The following is a 9883-nucleotide window of genomic DNA, read 5'->3' as shown; positions in this document are numbered from 1 at the left end:
CTCCCCGTCTCCGCGTCTCCCCCTCTCCCCCTCCCCTTCTTGCGGTTGGCCCCTGCCGCTGATAAGTTGCATACCATCAGTTGCGCCGACTCGATTCGTCCTACCCTTGGGGACGGCGAATCGCTACCGCGAGCTCAAGGGGGAGGTGCTCCGAGTGTCGCAGAACACGAGCTTCGAGGTCTACCGCCAGAGAGGGGATTCGTCCCTCCAGGGCCGGGGCCGTTTGATCGCTGCCGGCCTCTTGTTTCTCCTGGCCTTCATTCTGATATCGTCGGCAGCCACGGTGGTGGAGGTGGGGACCGTGGGGGTGGTGAAGCGTCTGGGGCGAGTCACCGGCGCGGTGCTGGACCCCGGGTTGCACTTCATCGTCCCTTTCACCGACTCGGTGATAGTGTACAACACCAAGGACATCGTCTACGAGACGGCACCGCTGGAGAAGCAGGCCGGCTCCCGTGCTGACTACATTGACTTCCCGGTGGACTCGACCACCAACGACGGGCAGCAGGTGCTCATCTCCTTCTCGGTCCGCTTCCACATCCTGAGGGACGAGACCACTCGCATAGCCAACCAACTGGGTGACGAGGCGGCGGCGGTGGAGAAAGTGGTCAAGTTCCACTCTCGCGTCATCGCCCGGCAGGTGCCGCGGAACTACCGCGCCTCCGACCTCTACACCGGGGACGTGGCCATGGTGCAGCAGGACATCGAGGACGAGTTGCGGCCGCTGTTCCAGGCTCAGGGGCTCTTTCTGGACGCCTTTGGCATCCGCGAGATCGCCTTCTCCGAGGAGTACGTACGGGCGGTAGAAGAGAAGCAGATCGAGCAGGAGCGGGTGATCACGGAGCAGAACCGGGCCCGTCAGGCCGAGTTCCGCAAGCAGGCGGTGATCACTGAGGCCGAGGGCGAGGCCGAAGCCATTCGGCTGCGGGCTGCGGCTCTGGCGGAGAACCCCAACATCGTTCAGCTCGAGTTCGTGAACGCCATCCGCGATCCGGACTCCTCGGTGAGGCTGATCGTCGTACCCAGCGACGCCGTGCTGCCCATCCTGAACCTGGGGCTTCAGGACGAGGTGGCCAGTGCCCTGAGCCCCTCCCCCAGCACTGGCGACAGCACCGTTCGCTAGCAGTTGGCCGGGGCAGCGGGCTAGGCGGCGGGGAGCGTGAAGCGCAGGGTTGCGGCAGCAGCGGCGGCCCTGGGCCTGTGGGCGGCGGTGGCACCTCTGGTGTTCTCCTGGGACATGGATCCAGCCGTCTACGGCAGCAACGTGCTGCCTGGGGTGCTGGTGGCACTGCTAGGCGGCCTAGGGGCCACTCTCAGACTAGATGAGGGCGACGGCGACCGCTCCGCAGACGATCTGGAGATAGCCGTCGAGCTCATGGAGCGGTCCTGCTCGTACCTGGTACTGCTGGGGGCCTGGATCATGCTCAGCCCCTTCCTGCTGGGCTTGCTGCTGGTGGGCTCCACTTATCTCGGCACCGTCATCCCGGGTGCGGCGGTCCTGGCCCTGGCGTTGGCCAACGGCTACCTCGGGTGGCGGGCGGAGTGAGAGGGGGAGAGGGGGAGACACGGAGACGCGGAGAGGGGGAGATGGGGAGACAGGAGGGTTAGTCGTAGTGGGCGGGCTCCTCACGCAAGGACGGGATGGACCACTGCTCGGGCTGTGAGGCCATCCGGACCAGCTTGCCCATGATGTGCTCGTACTCCTGTTCGAGATCGGCCGCTTGGGCTTGGTCAAGATAGCCGCAGCGTACGGCCAACTCCAGCCAGACCTCGGTCTCTGCTGCCCCGGCTTCCGAGTCGCTGAGCTTGCTAACGAACGCGGCGGGATAGCGGCGCTTGCGCCAAGCCTCGGCGATGTTGGCGCAGACCGACCGCGAGCTGCGACGCACCTGATCCGTCAGCGAGTACCTCTCCTCGACCGGAAACCCCTTCGACAGCTCAAACACCCGCGCCGCTGCCTCCATCGCCATCCGATACACCTCCAGCTCCCTGAAGTGCCTTATGCTCCCCATCCCTCTCTCCCCCTCTCCGCGTCACCCCGTCTCCCCCTCTCCCCCTCTCCGCGTCTCCCCACCGTCGGGCGCCGCCACGCACAGGCTGGTGAGCCAGCTGGAGATGCGACTCACCTGCACCGCCATGTCGTTGCGGGAGTTGGAGAGCATGGCGAGGGCTCTGGCGAAGCGCCCCTCCAGCTCCTCCTGCAGGAGCCGGGTGCTCTCCTGGGCGCTGCTCACGTAGCTCAAGAGACGCTCTACGTCTATCTCCTGCGAGGTCTTGAGCACGGTCTGGAACACGAGCAGCAGGTAGGGGACGAACATGCCGTAGCTGACCAGCACCACATTCATCTGGAAGAGGTCGGCCTGGATGCCACTGCACAGGTCGTAGACGGCGTCGGGCACGGCTGCCACGCCGAAGTCCACCGTAGTGCTCGGGTCCAGGTACTTGCGTACCTCCTGCGCCTTGGCCAGGACCACCGACTCCACCTCGCGTTTGAGCTGGAGCTGCTCTTCCGGGTCCTCACATTGGGCGAAGCGCTCCAGCAGCTCGGTGGCCGGCCACTTGCTGTCGATGGGCAGCACCAGGTTGTTGGGCAGCCGCAGGGCGAACTCCACCACGCGGCTGCCCACTCGGAAGTTGCGCGCCTGCCACTCCGCCGGCAGCCGCCCGAAGAGCGCTTCCAGCACGTTCTCCCCTGCCGCGCCCTTGCTCTGGGTCCCGGCCAGGATAGCCTCCAGCCGGCGGATGGAGGTCGCCACCTGCGCTTCCATGTCGTGCCGGGCGCGCGCCTGAGCCTGCAGGGATACCAGGTCCTGCTTCGCCTGGGAGAGCTCCTGCCGGATGGCGCCGGTCGCCTCCATCAGAGTCCTGGTTGCCACATCCGTCTGGGCCAGCGTCCGATCTAGACCGGCGATGCCTCCCTGAACCCGATTCTGCAACTCCTCCAAGCGCAGGACCCGCTCTCCCAGGCTGCGCAACTCCATTCGGGTCTGGGTGAGGTACTCAGCGGCCTCCCGCCACGCCCCCTCGGCCGCTCCTGCGTCGCTCGCCCGCCGGGCGAGCAGAAACATGGCCACCACCAGCAGCAGCGCCGGTATGACAGCCACAACCAGCAACAAGGGGTCCATATCGCCGCCTCATCTCCCCTTCAGGTTCCCCTGCCCAGCGGTTCGGACGGGGGCTCACCCGATGAGGCTGCCAGACTTGTGCCAGGGCAGAACCACAGAGGAACCAACCGGCGCGCGGCGGCTCAGTGCTCCGCGCCCTGCACCAGCGGCCAGACCACCACCCCCAGCCTCACCGGCCGGCCTGTCTCCGCCTCCAGCTCTCGCTCCAGGTCAGCCACCTGCTCGGACGAGACCCCACCAGTGCTGGCGACGGTGGCCATGACTTCCAGCCCACCCGCCCCTTCCTCCACCGAGACCGCCATCAGCCTCAGCCCGGGGCCACCGGCCAGCCGCTCGGTCAGAACCGCCTCGACTTGGCGCCGGGCCTGGAACACCTGCAATGATCGCGCCGACAGCACCGCCAACGGTGCCGCCACCAGCAACAGCGACAGCAACACCAGCACCAGACCGATGCGCAGCCTCTCCTGCCCCTCACGCCGGGGGGCGGGGCGGAACCCCACCATCAGCATTAGCAGCGCCCCGGCCAGGGTGATGGCCACCAGGTTGGTGCCGAATAGAAGGGCCGCCCCTCCGGCCAGCCGCCACTGGCCCCAGGCCATCCCCACCCCGATGACCGACAGGGGCGGGACCAGGGCAGCCGCGATGGCCACCCCCGGCAGAGAGGCGGATACCTCCTTGCGAGAGACGGCGTAGGCGCCTGCCGCTCCGGCAGCCAGCGCCACCCCCAGGTCCAGGAGGCCCGGCTGGGTGCGGGAGGTCATCTCGGCAGTTACGGTGCGCAGGGGCACCGCAGCACTCAAGAGAAAGGACAGAGCCACGCTGAGGAACACGCCCTTGAGGGTGGACTCGAGAGCCACCCGCAGCAACCGCACGTCCGCGTGCGCGATGCCCAGACCGAGCGCCACCACCGGAGCGAAGAAGGGTGCCACCAGCATGGCGCCAATGATGACGGCGGGGTTGTTCTGCTGCAGCCCGAAGGTGGCGATCAGGGAGGCCAAGCCGATCATGATGAAGAAGTCGGCGCGCGAACGTGCCCCCCGCCGGATCTGCCGGTACACCTCCACCTGCTGCTCGGCATCGAGCTCGGGAACGGCGTTGTACACCGCCTCCCACAGACGGCGCAGCCAGAACCGGGGCAGACCAAGATAGCGTCGCACCACCAAGACGGGCGTGGCGCTCATGCGGGCCACGTCCTCGGGAACGGTGCCGAACAGCACCCGGTCCAGCAGCCCCATCTCGGAGGCGCCCATGATCACTAGGTCGTAACCGGCCGACTCCTCCGCGATGCGCCGGGCCGGCCGGTCCCCCTGGACCACCTCGCCCCGCACCACCACCTCCGCCTCCAACGCTTCCGCCTGAGCACTGAACCTCTCCAGCGTTCGGGTCAGAACCTCCTCCGCTTCGGCCAGCTCCTCGGCCGAAGCCTGGATGTCGGCCACGTTCAGTACCGTCACTTCCGCCCCGGAGGAACTAGCCAGGAGGAGCGCCAGTTGGGCAGCCAGGGCGACGTGCGAGCCGCCCCGAGTCGGCACCAAGATGCGCCGTATGGGCTCGATCTCGGTTGCCTCCCCCTCTTTGCGCATCAGCACCGCCACATTGCGAGTAGCCCACCGGGTGACGGGGTCCACCACGCGTCGCAGGGGCATGCGCTGTTCGGACACGTCGGCCGATATCAGGATGAGGTCGCAGTCCGCCTCCACCGCCGTGTCCAGGATGCCCTCGGGCCGGCTGCGGGCCAGGCGGGTCACCGAGTGAACCGTCTCGGATGCCTCCCCGGCCGCTACCGCCCAACGGAAGAGCTCATCCTGCTCCTGAGCCATGCGCCGGCTCTCCTCCACCGCCAGGGGATCGGGCACCGCAATGACTCTGAGCAGCAGAACGTCTCCACCGGTGGCCTCGGCCAGGCGAAGGGCCAGAGGGAACACCTGCTCCCGTTCTCGACTGGAGGCCGACCGCAGCGGCACCAACACACGGAACCCTCCCTCCGCCTTCTCAGGCAGGCCTGGGCCGGTGAAGACCGAAGCCCCCACCTGAGCAGCGGCCTGGTGCCTGCGGGCGTAGGCCACGTACACCAGCGCACCCGCAGCCGACCAGATGGCCCCGCCGAGCCAGGACTGCTGTGGCAGGCCAATCAGCAGCACCAGCCCCAGGACCAGCGCCAGCCCGGGCACCATGGGGTGGAAGGGCAACCGGAAGAGCCTTCGCCGCTCTCGCTCCACCTGACGGCTGTACGCCGCCGTGGCGCTGAGGGCCAGGGGCGGGATGAGCCAGGCGAGGCGGGCCACCGCCTCGAGCCAGCCGGGCGGCAGCGCCCACACAAGGGCACCCGCTCCCACAACAGCGGCCAGCAGCGGCGGCCAGGGGTGGCCGCTCCGGCGCCAGGTCCGATTCAGGGCGATGGGCAGGCCCCCGAGACGGGCCAGTGTCCTGATACCATGGCCGAAGAGCCGTACGGCGGCGTCCAGCCCCAGCAGGAGGGCCACCAGCACCATGGCCACACCCACGGCCGGCGCGGCGGTGGGGCCGACCAGGCGGGCCAGCCGCAGGGCGGGCTCGGCGGCTTCGGCCCGCCCCAGGGACGGAAGCAACAGAACGGAGCCCAATAACGGCACCGCCAGCGCCGCCAGTTGAGCCGAGACCAGCTGGCGCCAGAGCCGACCGGATGCCTCGGCGACCAGCGGCGCTCTGATCCATCGGCGCGAGGAGAGGGTCAACTCCAGCGGGGCATAGGTCAGGGCGAGCCAGGCACCGAGAGGGGGCAGAGGACCCGGCGCCAGGCCTGCGGGGGCCGGGACCCAGCGCACCAGCCCCACCGCAAACAGGCCCACCAGTAGGGGCACTGCCAGCCACAGCCAGGCAGGACGCACCTCGCCCGCCAGTAAGTGCAAGACCAGCACACCCATCAGGAGGGCCAGGCCCGTCCACCTGGGTTCCAGGCTCACCCAGGGAGACAGGAGAGCCGCGGCGTGGGCCCCGGCCAGGTAGGACAGAAGAGCGACGAGGACCAGACCGGCCGTGGCCGCCCACCATCCAGTCATGAACCCGACGATGCCCTGGGCTACCTCGTGCACCAGAACGTGCGCCCCGCCGGTAGGATCGGCACTCCCGGCCAGCAGTTCGAAGGAGTTGAGCAGGGCGAGGATGAGGAAACACCCTGCCAGCAGCGCCGCGAGGATGGCCTGGAGGAGGGGTTCAGGCCCCAGGCTGCCTCCCCACACGGCCAGCAACGCCAGGCCTAGCCCGGCACCGGCTGCTACTGTTTCTGCCGGCCGTAGCCCCACCATCAAGTGCCCATCGGCCCGGTCCAAACTCATTCTCCCGGGTCACAGGTCGTGGGAGTCAGGGCACCCAGATCCTGAGACGGTGCCATCGTCCACCCGGCCCGCGTGCGGAACATGGCCCACCCTACAGGAATGACAGAGAACGAGCTCCCTAACCTCTTCCCTATCCCCTACAACCTATGACCTATCCCCTGTAACCGGTAACCTACAACCTGCACCAGAGACGCCGGGTCCAGTAGCATGTTGGTGTAGGCCGCGTTGGCCATCGGGCAGGCGCACTCGCGGGCACGTATGCTTCGCCGGAGGCTGGCCGCCTCCTCGCCCCGCCAGATAGGTCCCAGATCGTAGCCGGTCTGCCTCAGGTTCCCGATCGGTTCCGCCCGGGTGCAGCAGGTCCACACGTCGCCATCGGGGGCGATATGGCCGCTGGCCCAGCCGGCGTAGCAGGGGATGACCTGGCGCTCCTCAGCCACGATGCGCACAGCCAGGCGATAGTAGCGGGCCCGGAGAGCCTGAGTCAGGGCGGCGAAGCGCCTGGCCGGCACCGAGCCACCGGCGGACAGCAGTTCCGCCACTGCTCGCCGGTACTCCTCGGGCTCGGGCGCGAAGTCGGCATCGAGGGTGTCGAGCTCGCGGCGGCGCTCGGCGATCTCGGTGATGTAGCTATCCGGCTCCAACTCCAGCAGCGCCTGCCGGATCTGGGGCAGCCGGCTGACGTTGTAGCGCGAGATGACGGTGTGGATGCTCAGGGTCAGGTTCGGCCGGCGCAGGCGCTTGAGGCCCTGCCAGGTGCTCGTGGCCCGCTCCCAGTTGCCGGGCACTCCGCGCAGCTCGTCGTGCCGCTCGCCCACTTCGTCCAGGGACAGGTTGATGCCTACGTTGCTCTCCGGGCAGGCAGCGGCGATGCGGTCGCATGCCTCTACCACTCGATCGCCCAAGAGGCCGTTGGTGGGGATGGTGATGGCGAGGGGCCGGCAGCTCTGGTAGGCGGAGGAGACGATCTCGACCAGGTCACGCCGCAGGAAGGGCTCTCCTCCACTGAAAGTGAGGTAGCGGGGCGAATGGCCCAGGTGGCCGAACACCTGCTGCCACTCCTCCAGCTCCAGCTCCTCGGACTGCTTGCGCCAGACGTTGCAGGTATGGCAGCGGCTGTTGCAGCGGTAGGTGACGCTCACCACTAGGCTGAAGGGCAGGCTGGGCACGCCTAGGAGACGGAAGCGCCACTGGCGCACCATGGCGGGAAGCAGCGACAGCGCGCTCACCCCGGATGCCTCTCCGCCAGCACGTAGCGATGGTGGGCCCAGAGCCCCTTGACCCAGCGGGGCAGGGGTGAGCGCTCCAGCCAGGCATACCGCAGCACGCGCTCCCGCAGGTCAGGTTGGCGGCCCAGGTAGTAGTCCATGGTGCTCCACTCCCAGGAGGCACCGCTGAAGCGCCGCTGCAGGCGCTTGGAGCGTATGCCCAGGCGCTGCAACAACTCGGCGACCGGCATCACAGTGTCCGGCCAGGGCGGGACGTCCATCACTCCCTGCTCGATGGTCCGGTAGCCCCGGCCCTCGAGCGCCCGGCGCACCCGGCCGATGTCCGTCCAGGACTCGTCCACTCCCCGGAAGAACTCGGGTTCGGCCACGTGCTTGCGTAGCAAGTAGCCGGGTTGGCGGGGATTGGGCATGGCGGCGAAGACCAGCCGGCCAGACACTCGGCACAGCTCGCTCAGGAGTGCTTCGGCGTCGTCCAGGTACCACAGGCCCGCCCACTGCCAGGCCAGATCGAAAGAGCGATCGGGGAATGGCAGTTGGCTCAGTTTGGCCTGGAGGTGGAAATCCGCTTCCAGCTCCAGCTCACTCCAGAGGCGTCGCACTCCCTGCAGCCGCTCCTCGTCCGTGTCCACCAGGGTGATCGAGCATCCCAACCGGGCCAGGTGAATGCTGTTGATCCCGGAGACGCCAGCCATACCGAACAGGGGGGCCTCCAGCACTCGCTCCAGGCCGAAGCGGTGCTTAAGGCCCTCCAGGTAGTCGTTGAGGACCAGGCGCTCATAGACCAGGCCCAGCCCCTCGTTGTAGTCGGTGAGGTAGCGTCGCCAGGGAGGCTCCCCTCTGGGCCCGCCGGCGTTCGCGCCGGCCACGTCAGCGCCCGCCGGCCGATGGCTCGGACCGGAACGTAATCACCAGGGCGTCGCCCTCGTACCTGGCGCCTTCCACCGGGAGGCGCGCCAAGCTGTCGGGCAGAAGCAGGTTGTGCTTGTGGTTGCCCACCATGACGATGAGCTCCTCCCGCTTGCGGACCAACTCTATGTCCTCGCGTCTGGCCAGGGGGAGCCTCAGCGTCAGCCGGTAGGTGCCATCCGCCTTGGTTACGTCGTACGGACGCCCGCGGTGGAACACCTCAGCCGGGTTCCGGTCTCCAAAGGCAGCTTCGGCGGCGCGGCGCAGCATGTCCATCCCCATCACCTCGCGAGAGAACATGGGCACCAGGAGGAGGGGCACAGGCGAGAACGCCTGCCGCACCAGCTCCAGATTCTCCGCCTGCGACCGCTTCCACTCCTCGAAGTAGGGATCGGTCACCTCGTCCGGGATCACCCGGTTGCAGATGACTGCGTCAATGGGGAAGCCATACAGGCTGATGTAGGTGAGGGTGCGCTGAGCCTCTCGGATCACCATCTTGTCGGGGTTGAGCACGATGCGCACGCTGGAGATGTCCGCATCGGAGAGGACGCCGTGCATCCGGTCCAGGTCCTGCACCAACTCGCTCACGGCCTGAAACACCCGGTCATCGGGGAGGGGCATGTCGGTCACGTTGCGCAGGAGCGGGCGCGCCAGCCGCATGGCCTGGCGCTGGAGGGGGAAGATACGCTGGAGGTACCAGTTTGCGGCCTCGGGGAAGGCCAGGAACCGAAGCGTCTCCGCCGTGGGAGCCATGTCCACGATCACGACATCGAATTCGCCCGAGTCCTGGAGGTGCACGATCTGGAGCAGGCTGGCCAGCTCGTCCATCCCGGGAACGACGGCCACCTCCTCGGCGATGATATCGTCCAGCCCGCGCCACGATAGGAGCGTGGCCAGATACTCCTGCACGTTCTGCCAGTGCTTCTGCATCTGGTAGAGGACGTCTATCTCTTGAGCCCAGAAGTTGGGCGCCAGGAGGTTGGGCTCGGGGCCCACATCCTGATCCAGGGAGTCGGAGAGGCTGTGCGCGGGGTCGGTGCTGACGACGATGGTGCGCAGGCCCCGGTCGGCACAACGGAGGCCGGTGGCGGCGGCAACGCTGGTCTTGCCTACGCCACCTTTGCCCGTATAGAGAATCACTCGCGACATAGGTAAGCCTTTCTGGTGCTGTCAGGAGAGCGGGCACACTGCCGGTCAGTATAGCAGCCCGCCAAGGGGCGGGCTACGTACACGTGAGCATCTCACTCCGGTAGGCAGTGCCTGCGTATCCCCCACCCTAGGACAAGCGCTACTCACAGGAGCCCAAGCTCCG

Annotated in this window: 8 protein-coding genes; 2 read left to right on the top strand and 6 right to left on the bottom strand. The window is 67.8% G+C overall.

Annotation, left to right across the window (positions count from 1 at the left end; translation table 11 throughout):
• Positions 1-154: 154 nt before the first annotated feature.
• Both HPY83_17260 and HPY83_17255 read left to right on the top strand, forming a co-directional pair.
• On the top strand, positions 155-1120 hold the full coding sequence (locus HPY83_17260; protein ID NPV09694.1) for a prohibitin family protein: 966 nt from the start codon (positions 155-157) through the stop codon (positions 1118-1120).
• A gap of 36 nt (positions 1121-1156) precedes the next feature.
• Positions 1157-1543, top strand: a complete 387-nt coding sequence (locus tag HPY83_17255) for a hypothetical protein (protein NPV09693.1) — start codon at positions 1157-1159, stop codon at positions 1541-1543.
• Positions 1544-1601: 58 nt separating this feature from the next.
• On the opposite strand, the gene HPY83_17250 is transcribed toward HPY83_17255, so the two are convergent.
• The 6 genes from HPY83_17250 to HPY83_17225 form a co-directional block, all read right to left on the bottom strand.
• Positions 1602-2009: a four helix bundle protein gene (locus HPY83_17250; GenBank protein NPV09692.1), complete on the bottom strand. Its 408-nt coding sequence runs from the start codon at positions 2007-2009 to the stop codon at positions 1602-1604.
• Positions 2010-2030: 21 nt separating this feature from the next.
• Complete coding sequence (gene rmuC, locus HPY83_17245; protein ID NPV09691.1) at positions 2031-3122, bottom strand: DNA recombination protein RmuC; 1092 nt, start codon at positions 3120-3122, stop codon at positions 2031-2033.
• Between the two features lie 122 nt (positions 3123-3244).
• Positions 3245-6430: a DUF389 domain-containing protein gene (locus HPY83_17240; GenBank protein NPV09690.1), complete on the bottom strand. Its 3186-nt coding sequence runs from the start codon at positions 6428-6430 to the stop codon at positions 3245-3247.
• 143 nt (positions 6431-6573) lie between these two features.
• Positions 6574-7638 (bottom strand): radical SAM protein, encoded by a 1065-nt coding sequence (locus HPY83_17235; GenBank protein ID NPV09689.1) that lies wholly within the window; start codon positions 7636-7638, stop codon positions 6574-6576.
• 23 nt (positions 7639-7661) lie between these two features.
• Positions 7662-8531 carry a class I SAM-dependent methyltransferase gene (locus tag HPY83_17230; protein NPV09688.1) on the bottom strand — a complete coding sequence of 290 codons (870 nt, stop codon included), beginning with the start codon at positions 8529-8531 and terminating at the stop codon, positions 7662-7664.
• 1 nt (position 8532) lies between these two features.
• Positions 8533-9720, bottom strand: a complete 1188-nt coding sequence (locus HPY83_17225) for an ArsA family ATPase (GenBank protein NPV09687.1) — start codon at positions 9718-9720, stop codon at positions 8533-8535.
• Positions 9721-9883 lie beyond the last annotated feature (163 nt).

It is taken from the genome of Anaerolineae bacterium (genome assembly GCA_013178015.1).
GTDB lineage: Bacteria > Chloroflexota > Anaerolineae > DRVO01 > DRVO01 > Ch71.
This window is presented reverse-complemented; position numbering and strand designations above follow the sequence as displayed.

What these genes read in the sequence shown, in the direction of transcription:
- HPY83_17250 (NPV09692.1), bottom strand. Translation starts at nt 2,009, where the DNA reads ATGGGGAGCATAAGGCACTTCAGGGAGCTGGAGGTGTATCGGATGGCG.
- rmuC (NPV09691.1), bottom strand. Translation starts at nt 3,122, where the DNA reads ATGGACCCCTTGTTGCTGGTTGTGGCTGTCATACCGGCGCTGCTGCTG.
- HPY83_17235 (NPV09689.1), bottom strand. Translation starts at nt 7,638, where the DNA reads ATGGTGCGCCAGTGGCGCTTCCGTCTCCTAGGCGTGCCCAGCCTGCCC.
- HPY83_17225 (NPV09687.1), bottom strand. Translation starts at nt 9,720, where the DNA reads ATGTCGCGAGTGATTCTCTATACGGGCAAAGGTGGCGTAGGCAAGACC.